The organism is Brevibacterium sp. FAM 24630 (assembly GCF_049804075.1).
Lineage (GTDB): Bacteria > Actinomycetota > Actinomycetes > Actinomycetales > Brevibacteriaceae > Brevibacterium.
In genome coordinates this window covers 21,582-43,758 of the sequence record NZ_JBNBZD010000005.1, presented here as the reverse complement: position 1 = coordinate 43,758, position 22,177 = coordinate 21,582, and the positions used below count along the sequence as shown (strand labels likewise).

At 67.8% G+C, this 22,177-nt stretch carries 24 protein-coding genes; all 24 read right to left on the bottom strand.

What is annotated here, in order from left to right; all coding sequences use genetic code 11:
* Nucleotides 1-136 precede the first annotated feature (136 nt).
* Nucleotides 137-1,300 carry a prolipoprotein diacylglyceryl transferase gene (locus tag ACPUD7_RS05440; protein WP_425119365.1) on the bottom strand — a complete coding sequence of 388 codons (1,164 nt, stop codon included), beginning with the start codon at nucleotides 1,298-1,300 and terminating at the stop codon, nucleotides 137-139.
* A complete protein-coding gene (trpA, locus tag ACPUD7_RS05435; protein WP_425119364.1) occupies nucleotides 1,297-2,088 on the bottom strand; it encodes a tryptophan synthase subunit alpha in 792 nt (263 codons plus the stop codon). The genes ACPUD7_RS05440 and trpA overlap by 4 nt, the downstream gene beginning before the upstream one ends.
* Complete coding sequence (trpB, locus tag ACPUD7_RS05430) at nucleotides 2,085-3,299, bottom strand: tryptophan synthase subunit beta (protein WP_425119363.1); 1,215 nt, start codon at nucleotides 3,297-3,299, stop codon at nucleotides 2,085-2,087. The genes trpA and trpB overlap by 4 nt, the downstream gene beginning before the upstream one ends.
* Nucleotides 3,300-3,423: 124 nt before the next feature.
* Nucleotides 3,424-4,221 carry an indole-3-glycerol phosphate synthase TrpC gene (gene trpC, locus ACPUD7_RS05425; protein WP_135541045.1) on the bottom strand — a complete coding sequence of 266 codons (798 nt, stop codon included), beginning with the start codon at nucleotides 4,219-4,221 and terminating at the stop codon, nucleotides 3,424-3,426.
* The gene (locus ACPUD7_RS05420; protein ID WP_135541047.1) at nucleotides 4,218-4,487 is read right to left on the bottom strand and encodes an HGxxPAAW family protein; all 270 of its coding nucleotides are present in this window, start codon (nucleotides 4,485-4,487) and stop codon (nucleotides 4,218-4,220) included. Before ACPUD7_RS05420 ends, trpC begins: the two co-directional genes overlap by 4 nt.
* 96 nt (nucleotides 4,488-4,583) lie before the next feature.
* The gene (locus ACPUD7_RS05415; protein ID WP_135541049.1) at nucleotides 4,584-5,096 is read right to left on the bottom strand and encodes a Trp biosynthesis-associated membrane protein; all 513 of its coding nucleotides are present in this window, start codon (nucleotides 5,094-5,096) and stop codon (nucleotides 4,584-4,586) included.
* 7 nt (nucleotides 5,097-5,103) lie between these two features.
* On the bottom strand, nucleotides 5,104-6,663 hold the full coding sequence (gene trpE / locus ACPUD7_RS05410; protein ID WP_135541136.1) for an anthranilate synthase component I: 1,560 nt from the start codon (nucleotides 6,661-6,663) through the stop codon (nucleotides 5,104-5,106).
* A 19-nt stretch (nucleotides 6,664-6,682) separates the two neighbouring features.
* The gene (gene hisI / locus ACPUD7_RS05405) at nucleotides 6,683-7,039 is read right to left on the bottom strand and encodes a phosphoribosyl-AMP cyclohydrolase (RefSeq protein WP_135541051.1); all 357 of its coding nucleotides are present in this window, start codon (nucleotides 7,037-7,039) and stop codon (nucleotides 6,683-6,685) included.
* Nucleotides 7,036-7,800, bottom strand: coding sequence for an imidazole glycerol phosphate synthase subunit HisF (hisF, locus tag ACPUD7_RS05400; RefSeq protein WP_135541053.1), 765 nt, complete (start codon nucleotides 7,798-7,800; stop codon nucleotides 7,036-7,038). The genes hisI and hisF overlap by 4 nt, the downstream gene beginning before the upstream one ends.
* Before the next feature lie 9 nt (nucleotides 7,801-7,809).
* Nucleotides 7,810-9,312 (bottom strand): carboxyl transferase domain-containing protein, encoded by a 1,503-nt coding sequence (locus tag ACPUD7_RS05395; RefSeq protein ID WP_135541055.1) that lies wholly within the window; start codon nucleotides 9,310-9,312, stop codon nucleotides 7,810-7,812.
* A gap of 12 nt (nucleotides 9,313-9,324) precedes the next feature.
* A complete protein-coding gene (locus ACPUD7_RS05390; protein WP_425119362.1) occupies nucleotides 9,325-10,530 on the bottom strand; it encodes a CaiB/BaiF CoA transferase family protein in 1,206 nt (401 codons plus the stop codon).
* Nucleotides 10,531-10,532: 2 nt separating this feature from the next.
* Nucleotides 10,533-10,994 (bottom strand): PH domain-containing protein, encoded by a 462-nt coding sequence (locus ACPUD7_RS05385; protein WP_135541059.1) that lies wholly within the window; start codon nucleotides 10,992-10,994, stop codon nucleotides 10,533-10,535.
* Nucleotides 10,975-11,814: an ATP phosphoribosyltransferase gene (gene hisG / locus ACPUD7_RS05380; protein WP_135541060.1), complete on the bottom strand. Its 840-nt coding sequence runs from the start codon at nucleotides 11,812-11,814 to the stop codon at nucleotides 10,975-10,977. The genes ACPUD7_RS05385 and hisG overlap by 20 nt, the downstream gene beginning before the upstream one ends.
* Before the next feature lie 50 nt (nucleotides 11,815-11,864).
* On the bottom strand, nucleotides 11,865-12,128 hold the full coding sequence (locus tag ACPUD7_RS05375; protein ID WP_425119361.1) for a phosphoribosyl-ATP diphosphatase: 264 nt from the start codon (nucleotides 12,126-12,128) through the stop codon (nucleotides 11,865-11,867).
* Between the two features lie 170 nt (nucleotides 12,129-12,298).
* The gene (locus tag ACPUD7_RS05370) at nucleotides 12,299-12,964 is read right to left on the bottom strand and encodes a nicotinamide mononucleotide transporter family protein (RefSeq protein WP_135541064.1); all 666 of its coding nucleotides are present in this window, start codon (nucleotides 12,962-12,964) and stop codon (nucleotides 12,299-12,301) included.
* A gap of 48 nt (nucleotides 12,965-13,012) precedes the next feature.
* A complete protein-coding gene (gene rpe / locus ACPUD7_RS05365; protein WP_425119360.1) occupies nucleotides 13,013-13,675 on the bottom strand; it encodes a ribulose-phosphate 3-epimerase in 663 nt (220 codons plus the stop codon).
* Between the two features lie 3 nt (nucleotides 13,676-13,678).
* Nucleotides 13,679-15,232, bottom strand: a complete 1,554-nt coding sequence (locus ACPUD7_RS05360) for an RsmB/NOP family class I SAM-dependent RNA methyltransferase (RefSeq protein ID WP_425119359.1) — start codon at nucleotides 15,230-15,232, stop codon at nucleotides 13,679-13,681.
* Between the two features lie 5 nt (nucleotides 15,233-15,237).
* Nucleotides 15,238-16,182, bottom strand: coding sequence for a methionyl-tRNA formyltransferase (locus ACPUD7_RS05355; protein WP_425119358.1), 945 nt, complete (start codon nucleotides 16,180-16,182; stop codon nucleotides 15,238-15,240).
* Between the two features lie 29 nt (nucleotides 16,183-16,211).
* Nucleotides 16,212-18,299 carry a primosomal protein N' gene (locus ACPUD7_RS05350; RefSeq protein ID WP_135541071.1) on the bottom strand — a complete coding sequence of 696 codons (2,088 nt, stop codon included), beginning with the start codon at nucleotides 18,297-18,299 and terminating at the stop codon, nucleotides 16,212-16,214.
* Between the two features lie 15 nt (nucleotides 18,300-18,314).
* Nucleotides 18,315-19,520 (bottom strand): methionine adenosyltransferase, encoded by a 1,206-nt coding sequence (gene metK, locus ACPUD7_RS05345; RefSeq protein WP_135541073.1) that lies wholly within the window; start codon nucleotides 19,518-19,520, stop codon nucleotides 18,315-18,317.
* Nucleotides 19,517-20,785, bottom strand: coding sequence for a bifunctional phosphopantothenoylcysteine decarboxylase/phosphopantothenate--cysteine ligase CoaBC (coaBC, locus tag ACPUD7_RS05340; RefSeq protein WP_425119357.1), 1,269 nt, complete (start codon nucleotides 20,783-20,785; stop codon nucleotides 19,517-19,519). The genes metK and coaBC overlap by 4 nt, the downstream gene beginning before the upstream one ends.
* Nucleotides 20,782-21,117: a DNA-directed RNA polymerase subunit omega gene (gene rpoZ, locus ACPUD7_RS05335; RefSeq protein ID WP_240689955.1), complete on the bottom strand. Its 336-nt coding sequence runs from the start codon at nucleotides 21,115-21,117 to the stop codon at nucleotides 20,782-20,784. Before rpoZ ends, coaBC begins: the two co-directional genes overlap by 4 nt.
* Nucleotides 21,118-21,129: 12 nt before the next feature.
* Complete coding sequence (gene gmk / locus ACPUD7_RS05330) at nucleotides 21,130-21,693, bottom strand: guanylate kinase (protein ID WP_135541078.1); 564 nt, start codon at nucleotides 21,691-21,693, stop codon at nucleotides 21,130-21,132.
* A 19-nt stretch (nucleotides 21,694-21,712) separates the two neighbouring features.
* A complete protein-coding gene (gene mihF / locus ACPUD7_RS05325; RefSeq protein WP_135541080.1) occupies nucleotides 21,713-22,024 on the bottom strand; it encodes an integration host factor, actinobacterial type in 312 nt (103 codons plus the stop codon).
* Nucleotides 22,025-22,177 lie beyond the last annotated feature (153 nt).

The window sequence follows — 22,177 nt, the reverse complement described above, 5'->3', positions numbered from 1 at the left end:
CTGCGGCCTTGACGTGCGCGGAGGCATTCCCTCCGTGCCCGATTGTGAGATCGCTCTCACAGCCGGAGTTTCAATTTACACCGGGGGCGCAGGGATGGAAGAACGGAAAAAGGAACGAACTGCGAACCAATTCGTCTCAGTGCTCGGACGGACGGGGTGCGTTCTGGTCTCGTTTCGGGCCCGCTTCCCCGTGTGTTTCGGGGGCGGAGACGCCGCGGACGTCGGGCACGATCGAAATCGCCGAGGTGACTGCTCCGAAGAATCCGAAGCTGTGGCGGCCGCTGAGGTCGATGCCCGCTTCGTCGTCGGCGGCGTTGGTCCCCTCGGCTGCCGGGTTCGCTCCGGTGACGCCGTCAGCGGCGGCGTCGTCGTTCCTATCGGCTCTCGAGCGAGGCGCGGGGGTACGGTTCGACCGGTCAGCGAGGTCCGGGCCGGCGGCGTCTCCCGCTGCCCGATCCGAATGGGCCGACGGTGCAGCTGGCATCTGCTGGGGGTGTGTGAGAGGAGCAGACTGCCCGGCGTCGGCGATGTTGACCGCGTTGACCTCATAGGTGTGCTTGCCGCGGCGGTGTCTGCGCAGCAGAGTGCGCGACCCTCTGGTGTAGACGCCGGTCTCCTGAGTGCGGTGCCGCAGCCGGGAGACGATGAGCCAGACGAAGCCGACGAGCAGGGTCGCCGCAGCCGTCCAGACGGAGACGGGCAGGCCGAGCAGCAGCCGCGCGGTCTCTGCGGCGGGAGTGCCGATGCGCAGGGCTTCGAGCAGGATCCGACCGAGGCCGAACAGTACGAGGTAGAGCGCAAAAACCTGCCCGTAGCCGAGTCTCAGCCGTTTGGACACGACGATGAGGAGGATGCACGCGAGCAGGTTCCAGATCGATTCGACGACCACCGTGGACAGTTCGAGGCGTCCGTCGAAGCATTCGCTGAAGGCGCCGGCGACATGGCCGAGGATGAGCCCGGGGGCGACGGAATCGAGCAGAGGCAGGAAGCGGATCCCTTGGAAGCGGGTGAGCACCCACACGGAGAGCAGCCCGAGGATCGTGGCACCCCAGAAGCTCAGCCCGCCGTCCCAGAGTTCGAGGAACTGCAGGGGCCGGTGGCCGGGACCGAAGTAGGTATCGGGTGCGGACAGCACATGGCCGATGCGTCCGCCGACGACGGCGGCGGGCACACCGATGACCGCGATCGCCCACAGATCGCCCTTGTGACCGCCGCGGGCACGCCACTGGATGCGCGTCATCCACAGTGCAAGTCCGAGTCCGAGGACGGTGAAGACGAGCCATGCCGTGGTGAAGCTCATGCACACCCTTCTGCGAGCTCGGCGGCGAGTCGGCCCAGTCCGGGCACGCCCTCGGAGTCGAGCGCGCGGACGAGGGCGGAGCCGACGATGACGCCGTCGGCGTATTCGGCGACTTCTGCGGCCTGATCGCGGTTCGACACGCCGAGTCCGACACAGACGCGTTCGGCGCCGGCTTCTTTGAGGCGAGCGACGAGATCGCGGGCGTGATTGTCGACTTCGGAGCGGACTCCGGTGACACCCATCGTGGACGCGGCGTAGACGAATCCGCGGCTGCCTGCCACGATGCGCGACAGTCGCTCGGGAGTCGAGGACGGGGCGGCGAGGAAGATCCGGTCGAGGTCGAACTCGCCGGAGGCCGCCAGCCAGTCGCCGGCCTCATCGGGGATGAGATCGGGGGTGATGATTCCGCCGCCGCCGGCTGCGTCGAGGTCGCGGGCGAAGTCGCGGACGCCGTATTGGAGGACGAGGTTCCAGTAGCTCATGACCACGGCGGTGCCACCGGCCTCGGCGATCGCCTCGACGGCGGTGAAGACGTCCTTCGTGCGCACGCCGGACTCCAGTGCCGTCTCGGCTGCGCGCTGGATGACGGGACCGTCCATTCCCGGGTCGGAGTACGGCATCCCGACCTCGACGATGTCGACGCCGTTGCGGACGAGTTCGACCATCGCGTCGATCGAGCCTTCGACGCTGGGGAAGCCGACGGGCAGGTAGGCGATGAGTGCGGCTTTGCGGCCGGACTCCTCGACGGAAGCAAGAGTCGTGCCTGTGCGTGGACCGGAGTGCGTCATACCTGCACCGCCCCTTCATCGATGTAGTCGAACCATTTCGCGGCCGTGGTCATGTCCTTGTCGCCGCGGCCGGAGAGATTGACGAGCAGGACCGCTTCCGGCCCGAGTTCCTCACCGACGCGCATCGCGCCGGCCAGAGCGTGAGCGGATTCGATCGCCGGGATGATGCCCTCGGTGCGTGAGAGCAGCCGCATGGCCTCCATTGCTTCGTCGTCGACGACCGGCTCGTAGGTCACGCGCCCGGTGTCGTGCAGATGTGAGTGTTCGGGTCCGACCGAGGGGTAATCGAGGCCCGCCGACACCGAGTGCGAAGCCTGGGTCTGGCCGTCGGAGTCCTGGAGGATGTAGGTCGCCGAACCGTGGAGGACGCCGGGTCGACCGCCGGAGAAGCGTGCGGCGTGATGACCGGTGTCGACGCCTTCGCCGCCGGCTTCGAAGCCGTAGATCTTCACATCGGCGTCGCCGAGGAACGCGGCGAAGAGCCCCATCGCGTTCGACCCGCCGCCCACGCAGGCGCACACGGCGTCGGGCAGACGCCCGGCCGCATCGACGATCTGGTCGCGGGCTTCGATGCCGATGACGTTCTGGAAGGAGCGGACCATCGCGGGAAACGGATGGGGACCCGCGACGGTGCCGATGACGTAGTGGGTCACGTCCACATTGGCCACCCAGTCGCGCATGGCCTCGTTCATCGCGTCTTTGAGCGTGCGGGTGCCGTTGGTCACGGCGTTGACCGTGGCTCCGAGCAGGCGCATGCGCGCGACATTGAGCGCCTGCCGCTGGGTGTCTTCCTCACCCATGTAGACCTCGCACTCCATATCGAGCAGGGCCGCAGCGGTCGCGGTCGCGACACCGTGCTGTCCGGCACCGGTTTCGGCGATGAGGCGGGTCTTGCCCATGCGCTTGGCCAGCAGGGCCTGAGCCAGGGCATTGTTGATCTTGTGGCTGCCCGTATGGTTGAGGTCCTCACGTTTGAGGAACACGCGGGCTCCTCCGCAGTGCTGAGCGAACCGCGTGGCCTCGGTCAGCAGCGAAGGACGGCCGATGTAGTTGCGCTGCAGGTCGAGGAGTTCGTCGGTGAAGGCCGGGTCGACTTGGGATTTGCGCCAGGTCTCTTCGATCTCATCAAGCGCCGGGATCAGCGCTTCGGGGATGAACCTGCCTCCGAACGCGCCGAAATACGGTCCGGTCTCCTCGCTCACATCGGTCATTGCGGTCCTTCTCGATCTCCTCGTGGTCGCGTCCGGATGAGGCCGAGCCTCGGCCGGACGCCGGCCGGATGGGTGCGGTGTTCGCCCATCGTCGGCCACCTCGAGCGGCCGACGCGGGCAGGGTTCAGGATGCGGACAGTTCGCGGCGTTCGCGGCCGATGGCAGCGTATTCCTCGACCGCGGCCTGCGGACGCCCCCCGGTGACGAGAGCTTCGCCGACGAGCACGACGTCGGCGCCGGCATCGGCGTACTTCGCGACCTCGCGACCGCCGGCGACACCGGATTCGGCGACGAGCGTGCAGCCGGCGGGAACGAATTCGGCCAGCGGGGCGAATCGATCCGTGTCGACGCTGAGATCCTTGAGGTTGCGGGTGTTGACGCCGATGAGATCGGCCCCGAGCTCGGCGGCGATCTCGAGTTCCTCGCGGTTGTGGGTCTCGACGAGGACGGTCATGCCCAGTTCGGTGGCCAGGGCGTGGAACTCGCGCAGCTGGGCCGGGTCGAGGGCGGCCACGATGAGCAGCACGAGGTCGGCTCCGTGGGCCCGGGCCTCATAGAACTGATATTCGTCGACCATGAAGTCCTTGCGCAGGACCGGGATGTCGACGGCAGCACGCACGGAGTCGAGGTCGGCGAGGCTGCCGTTGAATCTGCGGGATTCGGTGAGCACGCTGATGGCGTGGGCTCCCCCGGCAGCGTAGAGCCCGGCCAATGTGCCGGGGTCCGGGATGTGGGCGAGGTCGCCGCGCGAGGGCGATTTCCTCTTGACCTCGGCGATGACTCCGAAGTCTGCGTCGAGGTCGAAGCGACGGACGGGATCCGCCGCCTCGGCGCGCGCGATGATCTCGGTGCGCGGAACCTCGTTCCGGCGTGCCTGAAGATCTTCATGCACGCCGGCGACGATGTCGTTGAGGACCGTCATTTGCTCTTCGGCTTGTTGCCCAGACCGACGGCGCGCAGGATGAGCCCGACGATGATGCCGAGGGCGACGACGCCGATGGCGACGTAGGTGATCGTGGGGTTGTGGATGGTGAAGCCCACACAGCCGATGGTCACGCCGATGAGCATGATGACGACGCCGGTCCATCCCGCCACCGAGTTGCCGTGGCCGGGGTCGGCGATCGTTGCGTAGTCGATCGTGGACTTGTCGAGATCTGTGGCCTCGTTGCGGGCGAGGGACTGCGACATGGTGCTCCTTATTGTGACTGCGTGGCACGCGCGTGGAAACTTTCCTCCATTGTGTCACGCTTCTTCTGCGGACCGGGCACCGACCCGGTCACAAGGTCATTTCGAATCCGGGTCGTCCTCGACGTCCTCGCCTCGGGAGAGGGCGTCCCAGGTGGCGGCCGAGTCGAATTCTTCGCCGTCGGCTTCGGCGGTGCGGGCGTAGCGGTTCGAGTTCGTCCACCGCGCCGAGGCGGTCGCCACCCAGATGATGCCGATGATGCCGATGCCTGCTGCCACGGCGGCGATGATCGGCCAGGAGGTCGCCCCCGGTCTGGAAGCGGCGCTGAGTGCGGTGATTCCGTAGCCGATTCCGGCAACCGCGGCGAGCCCGAGGACGACGAAGCGCCCGAGGCGACCGAGCATCGCTGCGAGGAGACCGCAGACGGCGATGATCGCCACACAGGCGGTGGCTACGGGCGAGGCCTGCGCACTCGAGTCATCGGTGGCCGTGGCCACACCGGCCGGGCCGAGAGTGTCTCCCCCGACTCCGGCCTGCCAGGCCGAGATCGTCAACGCCCACAGGGCGGCGGCGATGACGAGGACGATGAGGACTCCGCGTGACTTCGACAACTTGGGATCACTCCTGGCTTTCGGCCGTGCCGGACCCGGCGTTCGCTGTCGCAGACAGCGCGTTCGCAGCGGCGGCGGCACGCAGCACGGCTGCGGCTTTGTTCTCGGATTCCTGATATTCGGTTTCGGGCACAGAGTCGGCGACGATTCCGCCGCCGGCGTAGACGCTCATCGTGCCGTCGCGCAGGACTCCGGTGCGGATGGCGATGGCGAGATCGAGGTCACCGGTGAAGGACATATAGCCGACGACGCCGCCGTAGATGCCGCGCCCGACGGGTTCGAGTTCGTCGATGATCTGCAGGGCACGCGGCTTCGGCGCACCCGAGAGAGTGCCGGCGGGGAAAGTCGCGCGCAGCACGTCCACGGCGGTCGTGTCCGGCTGGAGTTCGCCGCGCACGGTCGAGGAGATGTGCATGATGTGGCTGTAGCGGACGATGTCCATGAAGTCGCTGACGTCGATGGTCCCGGCCCGGCACACCTTCGCCAGGTCGTTGCGTGCGAGGTCGACGAGCATGAGGTGCTCGGCGCGTTCCTTCTCATCGGCCAGCAGCTCACGGGCCAGACCGTCGTCGGCTTCGGGCGTCGCCCCGCGGGGACGCGAACCGGCGATCGGATGGGTGACGACCTCGCCGGAACGGACGGTGACGAGGGCTTCGGGTGAGGAGCCGATGATGCTCACCGGGGCTCCCGCGTCGTCGTGGAGGTTGAGCAGGTACATGAACGGGCTCGGGTTCGAGTGCCGCAGCATCCGGTACACGCTCAGCGGATCGGCCGCACACGGCGTATCGAAGCGCTGTCCGACGACGACCTGGAAGATCTCCCCCTCGACGATCTTCCGCTTCGCCTGTTCCACTCCGTCGAGGTAGACCTGCCGGGGGGTGCGCAGGGTCACCTCGGGGTCGGGCCTGCGGACGTCGATGATGTCGGCCGGGCTGGGGGCGCGGAGGCGGTCGAGCATCGATTCGATCCGCTCGACTCCGCTCGCGTGCGCCTCGTCGATGCCGGTGTCGGCGCCGTTGACGTTGAAGACGTTGGCTACGAGGGTGACCATGCCCGAATAGTGGTCGTAGACGGCGATGTCGCCCGGGATCATCAGCTGCACGGTCGGCAGGTGGTGTTCGTTGGGGCGCGGGGGTCCGAGACGTTCGAAGCGGCGGATGATGTCCCAGCCGAAGTAGCCGACGAAGCTCGAGACCATCGGCGGCAGGTCCGACTCCCCGGCATCGACGTCGAGCAGTTCGAGAGCGGCGGTGACCGCCTCGAGCACATCGCCGTCGGTGGGGATGCCCACCGGCGGGGTGCCGGTCCAGCGGAAGCCGTCCTCGGTGGACAGGAGCGTGGCCACGGGCGCCGATCCGATGAAGGAGTAGCGGGCCCAGGAGCCTGCGACGGCGGATTCGAACAGGAAGCTGCCGGGACCACCGTCGGTGAGTTTGCGATAGAGGCTCAACGGGGTTTCGGAGTCGGCGAGCACCTGCGTGTGCACGGGCACGAGCCGGTGTTCGGCTCCCAGGGAGCGGAACTCCTCGAGGCTGGGGCGGATCGGCAGCTGCTGCGGATCCGGCATGCGGTCGCTCGACACGTGTTCAGTCGGCACTGATCGTCCTTCCGGTGAAGCAGGTCGGTGTGTTCGTGTGACAGGCGGGTCCGGTCTGGTCGACGAGGAGGAGCAGGGCATCGGCGTCGCAGTCGAGGCTGAGTGAGCGCACATGCTGCACATGTCCGGAGGTCTCCCCCTTCACCCAGTACTCCCGGCGGGACCGTGACCAGTAGGTGGCGCGCCCGGTCGCCAATGTGCGCGAGACGGCCTCGACGTCCATCCAGGCGAGCATGAGCACCTCCCGGCTCGTGGCCTCCTGGACGATGACGGGCACGAGACCGGCGGAGTCCGGGCGGATGAGTTCGCGCCAGTTCTCCGGGGTGGCGTCGATGTCCCTGCTCATCGGACCTCGATCCCCTCTGCCCGCAGCGCGTCCTTGACCTCGGCAATGCTCAGGGTCCCGAAGTGGAAGACGCTGGCGGCCAGCAGCGCATCGGCTCCGGCGGCCACGGCCGGGGCGAAGTGTTCGACCCGACCGGCCCCGCCGGAGGCGATGAGCGGCACATCGACGGCCGCTCGGGCGGCGGCGATGAGTTCGAGGTCGAAGCCCTCCCGGGTGCCGTCGGCATCGATGGAGTTGAGCAGGATCTCACCGACCCCGCGTTCGGCGGCCTCACGGATCCAGTCAATCGCGCAGCGGCCGGTGCCTTCACGTCCGCCGCGGGTGGTGACTTCGAAGCCCGAAGCCGTGCTCGTTCCCTGCGTGCGGCGGGCGTCGAGGGAGAGCACGAGGACCTGGTTGCCGAAGTGTCGTGAGATCTCACTGATGAGTTCCGGGTGCGCGACGGCCGAGGTGTTGACAGAGACCTTGTCGGCACCGTCGCGCAGGAGCCGGTCGACGTCATGGACGCTGCGCACTCCCCCGCCGACGGTGAGCGGGATGAAGACCTCTTCGGCGCAGGCGCGCACGACGTCGTGGACGGTCTCGCGGTCGCCGCTGCTGGCCGTGACGTCGAGGAAGGTGAGTTCGTCGGCCCCGGAGATCCCATAGCGCTTGGCCAGCTCCACGGGGTCCCCGGCATCCTTGAGGTCGGCGAACTTCACGCCCTTGACGACGCGACCGCCGTCGACGTCCAGACAGGGGATGACTCTGACAGCTACCACGCAGACCTCCTAGATTCCCAGGCCCCGATAGCGATCCATCCTGCGGGCCAGTCGGCGGCCCGATGGTTCGCGCATGAGCGAGATGAGTTCGAATTCGAGTGTCGCACCGACCCGAGAGACGAAGTCGAGCGGTTCGTCGCTGGCATCGGGATGCTCGGCGATGATCCGGTCGACGACACCGGTGGCTTGGAGCATGGGCGCGTGCACACCCTGGCTCTGCGCCATCTCTGCGGCTCTCTCCGTCGTCCGATGCACGATCGCCGAGGCGCCCTCGGGCGGCAGGGGTGAGAGCCACCCGTGCTCGGCGCTGAGCACCCGGTCGGTCGGGATCAGCGCGAGTGCTCCGCCCCCGGATCCCTCACCGAGGATGAGCGACACCGAGGGGGCATCGAGGTTGGCGAGGTCAGCGAGGCTGCGGGCGATCTCGCCGGCGATGCCGCCCTCTTCGGCGTCCTTGGACAGGGCCGCGCCCGGGGTGTCGATGACCGTCACGAGCGGCAGGTGCAGCTCTGCGGCCAGACGCATTCCACGGCGGGCCTCACGCAGCGCGGCCGGTCCCAGAGGGGCCCGGGAATCCTGCCGGAACCGGTCCTGTCCGAGCACGATGCACGGGGCGGAGCCGAACTTCGCCAGCGCCAGCAGCAGTCCCGGGTCCTTCTCGCCTTCGCCGGTGCCGTTGAGCGGCAGCACGGTGTTCGCGGCGGTACGCAGCAGGTCGCGGACACCGGGGCGTTCGGGACGGCGGGAACTCGTGATCGCTGCCCAGGCGTCGGAGTTCGGGTCGACCGTCGCCGGTGCGGTGTCCGGGTCGGCCACACGGGCCGGGATCTCCTTGGCTCCCATGAGCACGTCGAGAACTCGGGAGACCGTGCCGGCGATGCGTTCGGGACCGATGACTGCGTCGACGATGCCCATCTTGTGGAGGTTCTCACCCGTCTGCACGTTGTCCGGGAACTTCTCCCCGTAGATGGCTTCGAACACTCGGGGGCCGAGGAAGCCGATGAGTGAACCGGGTTCGGCCACCGTCACGTGGCCCAGCGAACCCCAGGAGGCGAAGACTCCGCCGGTGGTCGGGTGGCGCAGGTAGACGAGGTAGGGCAGACCGGCCCTGCGGTGAGCGACCACGGCGTTCGTGATCTTCACCATCGACAGGAACGCGATGGTGCCTTCCTGCATCCGCGTCCCGCCAGAGGCCGGTCCGGCCAGCAGCGGCAGCCCTTCGAGGGTGGCGCGTTCGATGGCGTCGACGAGACGCTCGGCGGCGGCCACGCCGATCGATCCGGCGAGGAAGCGGAACTCTCCGGCGATGACGGCGACCCGTCTGCCCTCGATGGTGCCCTCACCGGTGATGATCGCTTCGTCGACTCCGGACTTCTCGGCCGCGGCGGCGAGCTCGGCGGCGTATTCCTCGGAGACCCCGCCGGCCGGGCTGATCGGGGTGGTGTCCCAAGAGCGGAAGGATCCCTCGTCGAGGACGATGTCGACGAGTTCGTGTGCGTTCAATCGTGGCATTCGCGCACCCCCTCAGTTTCCGCCGGCGAGCCACGCCGCGATCGACTCGGCATCTTCGTCCAACAGCGGCGGAGCATCGTGGGCGGTGCGGGTCGTCTCGACCTCGCTGGAACCCTCGGCATCGAAGAAGCGCAGCGGCGGTCCGGGCAGATCGATGTCGCCGAGCACCGGGTGATCGACGGAGACCTTGAGACCCTGGCTCAGTGCCTGATCCCACTGGTAGACCTCGGGCAGGGTGCGCACGGTGCCCGAGGGGATTCCCGCCTCGGTGAGCTTCGCCAGCAGATCCTCGGCGTCGAAGGCTGAGAACCGGTCTTCGATGAGCTCGATGAGTGCGGGACGGTTGGCCACGCGGGAGGCGTTGTCGGCAAGCCCCTCGGTGGCGGGGTCGATGTCGAAGGCCGCGCAGAACTTCTGCCACAGGTTCTCGTTGCCCACGGAGATCTGCACTGCACCGTCACGGCAGGTGAACAGTCCGTACGGAGAGAGTGAGGGATGGTGGTTGCCGCCGGGCTGCGGTTCCTGTCCGGCCACCGTCGCCCGGGTGCCCTGGAAGGCGTGGACGCCGACCATGCCGGCGATGAGCGAGGTGCGCACCACCTTGCCCTTGCCGGTGCGTTCGCGTTCCAGAAGTGCGGCGAGCACGCCGTAGGAGCCGTAGATTCCGGCGAGCAGGTCGGCGATCGGCACGCCCACTCGCTGCATGTCGTCGGGTCCTGAGCCGGTCAGCGACATGAGGCCGGCCTCGCCCTGGGCGATCTGGTCGTAGCCGGCGCGGGAGGCTTCGGGGCCGTCGTGGCCGAACCCGGTGATCGAGAGGATGACCAAGCGCGGGTTGATCTCCATGCACCGGGCGGTGGAGAAGCCGAGCCGGTCGAGGACGCCGGAGCGGAAGTTCTCGATGAGCACGTCAGCGCGGGCGATGAGCCCGGTGAGAGTGTCCTTGCCCGTTTCGGATTTGAGGTCGAGGGCGATCGACTCCTTGTTGCGGTTGCAGGAGAAGAAGTAGGTGGCCTGCGGGTTGTCCTCGGGCCCGACGAAAGGAGGCCCCCAGGAGCGGGAGTCGTCTCCCCTTCCCGGGTTCTCGACCTTGATGACCCGCGCACCGAGGTCGCCGAACATCATTCCGGCATGCGGTCCTGCCAGGGCGCGCGAGAGATCGACGACGGTATAGCCGGTCAGCGGCCCCGTCGCGGTCTCCGGTGTCTCATTCGCCATTCCTATTCCTCCTTGAAGTGGGTGCTTCTGCTGATGAGCATACGCAATCGTGCGACCTCCGCATGGGCGCGGGGTCCATCGGCATGCTGGATCGCCATCACCGCGCAGGTGGTGCCGTCGCTGAGATCGAGCAGCGGCCAGGGGTCGTCGCCTTCGGGTGAGAACGCCACCCCGAGGATCTGTCCCCAGTCGAAGCGGTGGGTGCGCACCATGTTCTTGACCACGAGCCCCTTCTCGGTGGGACGGGCCTGGATGTCCGCGATGCGCAGCAGGGCGAGGCCGAAGAGGACGCCGAGCAGGTTCATCCACACCATGTCGAGCACGGTCCAGGGCTCCCAGTCCACGACGAGCAGCGCCACGGACAGGATCAGGAATCCGAGCGTGACGGCGATGGCGCCGACGATGCCGATGATGCGCACCTGTCGGGGCCGGAAGACGGCCAGATCAGATTCGGCAGGCGCCAATGTTCGTCACCAGAATCGCGCGGGCACCGACACCGTAGAGTCGGTCCATCACGTTGTTGACTTCCTTCGCCTCGACCATGACGCGCACGGCGACCCAGCCGGTCTCCTGCAGCGGTGAGACGGTCGGGGATTCGAGACCGGGGGTCAGCGAGATCGCCTCGGGCACGAGACGCTGTTCGATGTTGTAGTCGACGAGCACGTACTGGCGGGCGACCATGACGGATTCGAGGCGGCGTTTGAGCACCCCGATGCGGTCTTCGGCCCCGGCACGCTGGATGAGCACGCCTTCGGATTCGAGCAGCGGCTCGCCGAAGGTCTCGAGCCCGGCTGCACGCAGCGTCGAGCCGGTTTCGACGACATCGGCGACGGCGTCGGCGACGCCGAGCTGGATCGAGACTTCGATGGCGCCGTCGAGCTGCACGGTCGTCGCGTCGATGCCGCGCTCGGCCAGGTCGGCGGAGACAAGGTTCGGGAAGCTCGTGGCGATGCGTGCCCCTCGCAGCTCCTCCGGGGAGGTGAAGCTGCCGACGGCGCCGGCGTAGAAGAAGCGGGAGGCACCGAACCCGAGGCCGAGCACTTCCTGGGCCTCGGCCTTCGATTCCAGCAGCAGGTCACGTCCGGTGATGCCGGCGTCGAGGATGCCGGAGCCGACGTAGACGGCGATGTCGCGTGGACGCAGGTAGAAGAGTTCGACCCCGTTGACTTCATCTTGATGGACCAGCGTCTTGGTTCCGCGTCGAGTGGAGTATCCGGCTTCACTGAGCATTTCGGAGGCGGCTTCGGACAGTGCGCCCTTGTTGGGCACGGCTACACGCAGCATGGGGTCCCTTTGGAGTTCGATGTGGTCGGAGTGGAGTTCGCAGGAGCGTCTCAGAGGTGGGCGTTGACGTCGTCGAGGGTGAGTCCCTTGGCGATCATCATCACCTGCACGTGGTAGAGCAGCTGCGAGATCTCCTCGGCGAGCTCGTCCTCGGATTCGTATTCGGCGGCCATCCACACCTCGGCGGCCTCTTCCACGACCTTCTTGCCGATCGCATGGACTCCGGCGTCGAGTTCGGCCACGGTCCTCGAATCGGCTGGACGATCGTGGGATTTCTGCAGGAGTTCGGCGTAGAGAGAATCAAAGGTCTTCACCCGTCCAGCCTAATGCATCGTCTCGGGGTGAAGCATGCGGGGTCTCACGTTGCGAACCGCACCGGCGGGCGCTGCCGGCGATGTCCTGGCTGCGGGCCCAAGCAGGCGCTGTCTGCGAAGACCAGCCTGCGGGCGCCTGCACACCGTCGCAGCGAACTCCCGATCGCAGTTCAGGCTTCGGGGTCGCGGCCGATGTCGGTGGCCGAGCGGTGCGGTGCCGAGATCGTCTGCCTCGAGCGTTTCGACCAGTCGATGAGGCCGAGGATGACCATGATGAGGAAGACGAGGTAGACGGCTCCGGAGAACACGAGCCCTCCGGCCACTGCCAAGGGGATGCCCACAAGGTCGACGGCCAGCCACACGAACCAGAACTCGACGATCGCCCGCCCCTGTGCGTACATCGCGACGACCGAGCCGATGAAGATGTAGGCGTCGGGGTACGGATTCCATGACCAACCGCCCTGAGCGAGCACCCAGCCGAAGACACCGGTGCCGATGAGCAGGCCGGCCACGAGCAGTCCGCGCTCCTTCCAGCTTGCCCACCTGACAATGACCTCGCCGGAGGCCTCTTTCGACTTCTTCCATTGCGTCCAGCCCCAGACGGCGGCGACGATGATGACGACCTGCCGGGAGGCGTTGCCTCCGAGTCCGGCGGAGATGCTCGCGGAGAACAGCAGGATCGACCCGAGGATCTGCACCGGCCAGGACAGGATGTTGCGTCGCAGAGCGAGCACGACCGTGGCCAGTGCGCAGATGTTGCCGAACAGGTCGGAGTAGGGCACGGGCTTGCCCAGCAACTCGAATGCGGGGGTGTTCAACCAGTCGAACAGATCCATCGGCGGCTCTCCTGAGAGGGTGGGCCCGGGGTGGGCGGCCCGGTGCGGTCAGTGGGTGTGGGCTTCGGCCAGGGTGCGCAGTTCGCTGATCGCCGCGGCGGCGTCCTCGGCTCCGTAGACGGCGGAACCGGCGACGAGGACGTCGGCGCCGGCGTCGACGACACGGTCGATCGTCGACGCGGACACTCCCCCATCGACCTGCAGACGGATCTCCAGGCCGGAGGCCGAGATCGCCTGCCGGGTGCGGCGGATCTTCGGCAGGCAGACGTCGAGGAACTTCTGTCCGCCGAATCCGGGTTCGACGGTCATGATGAGGATCTGGTCGAACTCGCCGAGGAGGTCGATGAACGGTTCGATCGGGGTCGCCGGTTTGAGCGCGAGGCTCGCTTTGGCACCGAGCTTGCGCAGCTCACGGGCCAGGCGCACGGGTGCGGCGGCCGCCTCGGCGTGGAAGGTCACCGAGGCACAGCCGATCTCCGCGTACACGGGAGCGTTGCGGTCGGCATCGGCGATCATCAGGTGGGCGTCGAGCGGGATCGGGGAGATCGCGCGGATGCGTTCGACGACGGGCGGGCCGAAGGTGAGGTTCGGCACGAAATGGTTGTCCATCACGTCGATATGGGCCATGTCCGCGGTGCTGATCTTGTCGAGCTCACCGCGCAGGTCGGAGAAGTCCGAGGACAGGATGCTCGGGTTGATGTCGATTGCCATGGGTCATTTCGCCTTTCGCAGGAGAGCGAGGAACATTCCATCGGTGTTGTGCACATGGGGCCACAGCTGAACGCAGCGGCCCTCGCCTCGGGAGACCGAAGCGAACGACTGCGCCTGTGTGCCGGTGATCGCCTCGAGCACGGACGGAGCATCGAGGAACTCGACGTCGTCGGTGCCGGACTTCGCGCGTCGGCGCAGGACCTCGTCGACGATGAGCACGGTTTCGGCGAAGTGCGGTGAGCACGTCGAATACGCCACCACACCCCCGGGCGCGCAGGCGTCGAGGGCGGCGCCGAGCAGCTCGGACTGCAGACCGGACAGGGCGGTGATGTCCGAGGGCTGTCTGCGGTAGCGGGCTTCGGGCCGCCGACGCAGGGCGCCGAGACCGGAGCAGGGCACGTCGACGAGCACTTTGGAGTAGGGTCCGCGCACCCGGCGGCCGTCGCGGACTTCGACGCTGACGTTGTCGAGGGCCTGAGTCGAGTCCCGGACGAGTTCGGCGCGGTGGTCGCTGGAGTCGAAGGCTTCGAGCCGGACCGATTCTGCGGCGGCCGCGGCACCGAGGACCGCGGCCTTGCCTCCGGGCCCGGCACACAGGTCGGCCCAGGGACCCGCAGGAGCATCGATCTCGGCCAGGGCGAGGGCGACGAGAGCCGATCCTTCGTCCTGGACGCGCGCCCGACCATCGGCCACGGCCCGGACATCGCGGGGCACAGCGGTGTCCATGGTCACGCCGATCGGTGACAGCTCGGTCGCGTCGCCGGGCAGTTCGGAGCGGTCGATGAGTCCGGGCAGAGCGCTGAGTCCGACCCTGGCGGGAGCGTTGTCGGCGATGAGCAGAGCTTCGAGCTCGTCGGCATCGCATTCGTGGCCTTTGAGCGCTTGGGTCAGTGCCCGCACGATCCATTCGGGGTGGGAGTGTTCGATCGCCAGTCGTGTGGTCTCGGAGACGTTCGCGGTGACCCGCGCGAGCCATTCGTCGTGATCGGCTTCGGAGATGCGGCGCAGCACCGCATTGACGAATCCCGCGGTCTTGGCCGCCGAGCGCTTGACGACGGCGACGGTCTCGGACAGGGCCGCATGGTCGGGGACTCGCATCGACAGCAGCTGGTGGGCGCCCAGACGCATCGCGGCCAGGGGTTCGGGGTCGATCTCGTCGATGGCGCGGGAGGCGGCGATCGTGATGACCGCGTCGTAGAACTTCTGCCGCCGCAGCGCCCCGTAGGTCAGTTCGGTGGTGAAGGCGGCGTCCTGGGCGTTGAGATGGGTGCGGGCGAGTTTCGCGGGCAGGAGCAGGTTCGCATAGGCGTCCTTCGTCGCGACGTCGAGCAGGACCTCCCAGGCAATCCGCCGCGGCAGGTTCTTGCCGATGCGTTCGTCCTGCGGCGCTCCGCGGCCCGGGCGGCCCCGGTCGCCTCTGCGATTGTCGCTGCGGCGCTCGTGCCCGCGGCCCCGGTCGTCGCTGCGGCGGTTGCCGCCTCGGCGGTCATTTCCGCGGCCCCGGTCGTTGCCTCGACGTCCGCCCGGGACGCCGCTGTTGCCTGAAGTCTCGGCCATGGCTCTTATGCTTCCTGCTCGGTGTGCGGATCGAAGGTGATGTCGCCGTGACCGCGCAGGAAGTCACCGGCGTCCATGCGGGGCTTGCCGAAGGGTTGGATCCCGGCGACCGTGACCCAGCCGTCCCCGCAGCGCAGAATCGGGGTCCTGTTCCAACTCGTCAGGGTTCCGACCGGTGCGGCTGCCATGGCCTCCTCGGTGGCTTCCGGGGCGAGGGCGAGGCCGAAGAGCTTGGTGCGTTTGCCGTTCAGTTCCACCCAGGGGCCCGGTGCCGGGCTGGTGCCGCGAGCCCGATCGACGACACGGTCGGCGGGAGCCCGCAGGTCGAGGTGGGCGTCGGCGACGGTGATCTTCTCTGCACAGCTGGCCGCACCGGTCTGCGCAGTCTCCACTGCGGTGCCGGCGGCCAGGCTGTCGAAGGCGGTGACGAGTTCGACCGCTCCGCGGCGGGCGTAGTCGTCGAGGGCCGCTGCGACATCCGGGTGGTCGAGGTCGAGTTCGAGGCGGCGGAGCACGGGCCCGGTGTCCATGCCTTCGTCGATCCGGAAGACGCTGACTCCGCTGCGAGCCGCACCGTCGATGAGGGCCCGCTGCACCGGGGCCGCCCCGCGGTAGGCAGGCAGCAGGGAGAAGTGGAGGTTGTACCAGCCGAGCCGGGCCGTGCTCAGAGCAGCAGGTCCGGCGATGGCGCCGAAGGCCACCACGGCGACGGCGTCGACCTCGAGGGCGCGCAAATCGGAGATGACCTCTCCGCGCAGCCTGTCGGCCTCGATGACGGTGAGTCCGAGTTCGAGCGCCCGGGTCTTCACCGGTGACGGGGTGAGCACCCGCTTGCGCCCGACCGGGGCATCGGGTCGGGTGAGCACCGCACGGATGCGGTGCTCGGATTCGGCGAGGGCCTCGAGGGCGGGAACTGCGACATCCGGGGTTCCGGCGAAGACGATATCCACGCCTCGGATTCTACTGCGTGGCCGAGTCGTCACAGTGACCGGGGATCGTCGATGCGTGCCCGAACCTGCGGCTGCTTCTTCGCCGAGCGGGATGCGGTGATCTCGGCCATTCGGGTTCCGATGCGATCTCCCGCCGCAATCGGGTAGGCGCAGACGCTGCGCTGACCGTCCTCGGCTTCATCGCGCAGCAGCTCGTCGATCTCGCCCACCTCACCGATCTCGGTGAGGACGGCATCGATGTCGGTGCCGGCTCCGGTGAGTTCGAGGATGCGCCGGTAGGGCGGGAACCCCAGCACCTTCCTGTCGGCCAGTTGACGGGACATGAAAGTGACCGGATCGAAGGCGGTCAGGGTCGAGCGGATGAGTTCGTCTTCGTCACCGAGATAGACGGTTCCGCCCTGTTCGCGCGAGCGCACGAGCGCGGCGGCGCGCAGCCGCCTGGCCACGCTCTCGTCGATCGAGCGCATCCACGGTCCCGGCCACAGGGAGTCCAGCAGGATCGCCGCCGCATAGCCGCCGAGCACATAGGGTTCGGCGCCGGTCGTGGCGACGACGAGCCGCGGCGTCTCGTCGAGGACTGCGGAGATCTCGTCTCCCCCGGATTCGATGATCTCGGTGTCGGGCAGCGCCCGGCGCAGCTCTTCGACGGTGCGGGCCCGCCCGCGCACGATGGAGCGCACCTGGTTCGACCGGCAGCGCGCGCAGCTGAAGGTCTCCGAATGGTATCCGCAGGCACGGCAGGCGAAGGGTCCGACCTCGGATTGGGTGGTCAGCGTCTCCTGACAGCGCGGGCAGCGAGCGACTTCCTGACAGCGGGCGCAGGCGAACACGGGGTAGTACCCGGAGCGGGGCACCTGGACGAGCACGGGCCCGGGGACTCCGCCGTCGCGCGGTCGCGGTCGCAGGGCGGTGCGCATGATCTGCCATGCCCGGCTGGGGATGCGCTGCCAGGCGAAGGGGTCGCGGTCTTCGTCGGGGACGAAGACGAGGGGGGCGGAGTGTCGGCGTGCCGGCCCGGTCGGGGTGATGTCGGCCAGCCATCCGATCTCGACGAGGCGCTGCACCTCGGCGCTGCGGTCGGTGGAGACGAAGAACAGCTCGGTGTCCTCGATCGTCGAACGCAGCAGGCTGACCTCGCGGGCGTGCGGGTAGGGGGCATGCTGGTCGAGGTAGTTGCGGTTGGCATCGTCGGTGCAGATGATGAGGCCGAGATCGCGCAGCGGCGCGAAGGCCGCGGCGCGGGTGCCGATGGTCAGGCGGGTGTGGCCGAGGAGGCCGCGCAGCCAGGCCTGCCACCGCTGTTCGGGTGACTGGTCGGCGCTGAGCACGGACACCTCGGTGATCTCGGCGGCGGTCAGGCTCGCCTGCAGGACCAGGAGTTCACGGTGATCGGGCACGAGCCACAGCACGGACTTCCCGGCCGCCAGAGTCTGGCGTGCTGCGGCCAGTCCCGCCCGGATCCAGCTCATCCCGGGCGTCGCACCGGGGGTTGCGGCCAGGACACGTCGCCGCGGAGTCTGATCGGCAGGCGGCGGATCGATCTCGGCGTTGAGGACCCAGTCGCCGAGGCGGCCCAGCAGATTCGTGCCCCCGCCGGCTTCGTCGTCGGCCGGTGTGCCGTCACCGGTCTCCGGTTCCGCCCGGGAAGCGTCCCGCGACCGGTCAGGGGCGTCTGCCGGTTTCGGGTTCTGGGACGTCTCGGCTCGAAGGACGGTCTTCTCGCCTCGCGCGTGGCGGGGCGGGATCGCCAAGCGGAGGACATCGGCCAGGGTGCCGCCGTAACGGCGCGCCGTGGCTTCGCACAGGGCGAGCAGGTCGGGGCCGAGGACCTGCACGGGGCCGCTGAGGCGTTGGATCGTCGCGAGCGGTCCCAGGTGGTCGGAGGAGTCGACCCGTTCGACGAGGTAGCCGTCGCGGAGCCGACCGGCGAACTTCACCCGCACTCGTACTCCGGGCAGGGCCGCCTCGGCGAGCTTTTCGGGCACGGCATAGTCGAAGGTCCGTGCCAGGTGCGGGACGGGATGGTCGACGAGCACGCGCGCGACCGGGTTCTCAGACGCCAGCGGCACCTGGCCTTCGGCCGAGGTGCCGGTGTCGATCGGAAGGGGTTCGTCCACTCTGGAACGCCAGGCTCAGTGGGCGGACACGGCGCGCAGCAGGTCGTCGGCGCGGTCCGTGACCTCCCAGGTGAAGTCCGGCAGCTCACGACCGAAGTGGCCGTAGGTCGAGGTCTGCGAGTAGATCGGGCGGAGCAGGTCGAGTTCGGCGATGATCATCGCCGGGCGGAGGTCGAAGACCTCACGGATGGCGGCGGAGATCTTCTGGGGATCGACCTTCTCGGTGCCGAAGGTCTCCACGTAGAGGCCCATCGGGTCGACGCGGCCGATGGCGTAGGACACCTGGACCTCGGCACGGTCGGCGAGTCCGGCGGCGACGACGTTCTTCGCCACCCATCGCATCGCATACGCGGCCGAACGGTCGACTTTCGACGGGTCTTTGCCGGAGAAGGCGCCGCCGCCGTGGCGGGAGAAACCGCCGTAGGTGTCGACGATGATCTTCCGCCCTGTCAGTCCGGCATCGCCCATCGGTCCGCCGGTGACGAAGGGCCCCGCCGGGTTGATGTGGATGTTCGCCTCACTCGTGTCGAGGCCCGAACCAGCGAGAACCGGGTCGATGACCAGTTCCCTGATCTCGGAGTGCAGCTGAGCCTGGTTCGTCTCGGCCGAATGCTGGGTGGACACGACGACGTTCTCGATCGTCACGGCTTCGTCGCCGTCGTAGCCGAGGGTCAGCTGAGTCTTCCCGTCGGGGCGCAGGTAGTCGAGGCGTCCCGATTTGCGCACCGCAGAGAGCTGCTCGGCCATCCGGGAGGCCAGGTGGATCGGCAGCGGCATGAGCACATCGGTGGAGTTGTCGGCGTAGCCGAACATCAGCCCCTGGTCGCCGGCACCGAGGCTCGTTCCGTGGTCGTCGGAGGCGACGGCTTCGCGGAAGTCCAGCGGGTTCGTGACTCCGGAGTGGATGTCCGTGGACTGGCTGCCGATGGACACGGAGACTCCGCAGGAACGGCCGTCGAAGCCGGTGTCGGAGGAGTCGTAGCCGATTCCGGTGATGAGGCTGCGAACGATTCCGGCCACATCGGCGTAGGCGGCGGTGTTGACCTCACCGGCGACGTGGACGAGTCCGGTGGTTACCATGGTCTCCACGGCCACCTTGGCGTTGGGGTCCTGCGCCAGCAGGTCGTCGAGCACCGCATCACTGATCTGGTCGCAGATCTTGTCGGGATGTCCCTCGGTGACGGACTCGGATGAGAAGAAGCGAAGATTTGATTGAGTCACGGTGTCGATTCTAAGTGGGTGAGCTGTTCGGCCAGGGTAGCAATGACCTTTTGTGAAACATCGTCTTTCGAACCCTGGAATTCCTCACCGACGGTGATCTCACCGGCGGCGGAGCCGATGATCTGAACCGCGGTGTGGTCGTGGCCGAAGGCACGGTCGTCGGAGACGTCGTTGAACACGAGCAGGTCGACGCCCTTGCGCTCGAATTTCGCGCGGGCGTAGTCGAGTGCTGTCGTCTGTGCGTCTCCGGTTTCGGCGGCGAAGCCGATGATGAGCTGGGTGCCGATTCGGTCATCGACGAGGCCGCGCAGGATGTCCGGGTTCTGCACGAGACGCAGCGTCAGACCATCGTCGCCGGTCTTCTTCATCTTCGACTCGGTCGTCTCCTCCGGTCGGTAGTCGGCGACAGCCGCGGCCATGATGAGGGCATCGGCGTCCGGCTGGGAGGCGCGCATCGCCGTCTGCAGCTCCAGGGTGGATTCGACCGGGGTGACGGTCATCCCTGCGGGCAGGTCGGTGAGCAGCCCGGAGTCGATGTTCGCCGCCACGAGTTCGACTTCGGCGCCGGCGGCTCGGGCGGCTCGGGCCAAGGCGATGCCCTGTTTGCCCGAGGACCGATTGCCGAGGAAGCGGACCGGGTCGAGGGCCTCACGGGTGCCGCCGGCGCTGATGACGATGCGGCGGCCGTCCAGGCTCTGCCTAGCGTGTCCGGTGCCCGGGGCCGCGTCGGCCGAGCCTGCGGCATCGGCGACGGACAGGGCGTAGGCGACGATGTCCTCGGGTTCGGGCAGCCGTCCGGGGCCCGAATCGGGTCCGGTGAGTCGGCCGACGGCCGGTTCGAGGACGTGGACTCCCCTGGAGCGCAGGGTCGCGATGTTGGCGACGGTGGCGGGGTTCTGCCACATCTCCGTGTGCATGGCCGGTGCCACGACGACCTCGGCGGTGGTGGTCAGGACGGTCGCTGTCAGCAGATCGTCGGCGATTCCCGCGGCGATCTTCGCGACGAGGTTCGCGGTCGCGGGAGCGATGATGACGAGTTCGGCGTCCTGCCCGATGCGGACATGGTTGACGGTGTCGATCTCATCGAAGACGTCGGTGGTCACGGTCTGGCCGGACAGGGCCTCGAAGGTGGGGGCACCGACGAAGTTGAGCGCATTGGCCGTGGGCACGACCTTGACGCTGTGGTCGAGTTCCCGGAGTCGCCGGATGATGTGTGCCGCTTTGTAGGCGGCGATCCCACCGGCGACGCCGAGTACGGTTCTCACTGGTCGCTGAAGTCGATCGCGCCGTCGTTGCTCACGGGTGCGGGCGTCTCGGTCTCCGGTACGGCCTGGAGGAAGTCCTCTTCGGAGACTTCGCGGGCGACGATCTTCGACTCGTTGACCTCACGCAGAGCGATCGACAGCGGCTTCTCGTTGGTGCCCGGGGTGACGAGGGGACCGACGTTTTCGAGCAGTCCCTCCTGCAGCTGGGCGTAGTAGGAGTTGATCTGCCGAGCGCGCTTGGCCGCGATCGAGACGAGTTCGTACTTCGATCCGGTGACGCTGAGCAGATCGTCGATCGGAGGATTGGTGATGCCTTCGGGCTGTGCGGGCAAGGAGATTCCCATCTAATCGGAGGTGGATATACCCATCAATGATAGGAGTTCTTCGGCCGCAGTGCGAACGTGGTCGTTGATGATGGTCACGTCGAACTCGGATTCGGCGGCGAGTTCGCGCTTCGCTGTGGCCAATCGGCGCTCCTGCTCCTCCGCGGATTCGGTGCCGCGCCCGGTGAGCCGGGATACGAGTTCGTCCCAGCTGGGCGGGGCGAGGAAGACGAACCGGGCGTCGGGCATCTTCTCCTTGACCTGCCGGGCTCCCTGCAGGTCGATCTCGAGCAGCGCCGGGACTCCCGCGTCGAGCTTCTCCTGCACCGGAGCGGACGGAGTCCCGTAGCGGTGCCGCCCGTGCACGACCGCGTACTCGAGCAGCTGGCCGGCGGCGATGAGCGCGTCGAAGTCATCGTCGGAGAGGAAGTGATAATGGACACCGTCGACTTCGCCGGGGCGTCTGGGCCGTGTGGTGGCGGAGACGGAGAACCAGACCGCGGGGTGATTCTGCCGGATGTACGTGCTGATGGTGCCTTTTCCGACGGCGGTCGGACCCGCGAGGACGGTGAGTCGATTATTCACAGATCTGAGGTTGTCACACTCAGGAATATTTCTCCAACAGGGCGGACTTCTGGTGCACGCCCAGGCCCTTGATCCTCCGTGAGGTGGCGATGCCGACCTCTTCCATCGCTGCTTCGGCGCGGCGGTCGCCGACACCGGGCAGGGCGCGCAGCAGATCGAGCACCCGCATCTTCGCGAGAGCCTCGTCGTCAGCGGCCTTTTTGAGCACGGCGGCGAGATCGGTATCACCGTTCTTCAGTGCCGACTTCACTTCGGCTCGTGCCTGACGTGCCTTGAACGCCTTGTCCAGAGCAGCGGTTCGCTGTTGCGGGGTCAACGGTTCGAGTGCCACATTATCTCCTCTGTCACCATGAACGGGCAGGTAGGGAAGTTGTCTCAGTCTAAGACAAAATCCCCGCGGAGATGCGCAACCAACGGAATTAAACTCTCCGTGGCCTCGTTTTCGTCCATCCGGGAACCGCCGCCGCCGTGTCCGCGGCCGCCG